1 protein-coding gene is annotated in these 229 nt (G+C 74.2%); it reads right to left on the bottom strand.

Features of this window, described 5'->3' with window-relative positions; all coding sequences use genetic code 11:
* The coding region (locus RB628_RS43115; RefSeq protein ID WP_318325878.1) for a DUF317 domain-containing protein at positions 1–229 on the bottom strand (229 nt) is incomplete at both ends.

Below are 229 nucleotides of genomic sequence, written 5' to 3'. Positions count from 1 at the left end.
GCCTGCGATGTGTTGGGCGTGCGGGCGAGCGCGGCCGACCGGCGCGGGTCGGCGCCCGCGCCGACGGGCGTGACGGTGACGTACGGCAGATTCCGCTCGGGGATACCCGACAGCGGACGCTCGACGGGCTCGGTGCTGCTGAGCGCGAGCACGGCCTCCCGCACTAGGGAGAGCGGGGTGGCGCTGGTGAAGTCGGCGTGCCAGCGTTCGCCGTTGACGTGGTCCACGC

The sequence above is a fragment of the Streptomyces sp. ADMS genome, assembly GCF_033441795.1.
In the GTDB taxonomy this organism is placed as follows: Bacteria; Actinomycetota; Actinomycetes; order Streptomycetales; family Streptomycetaceae; genus Streptomyces.
Note: the sequence above shows the minus strand (reverse complement) of the source record. Positions and strands in the feature narration are given on the sequence as shown.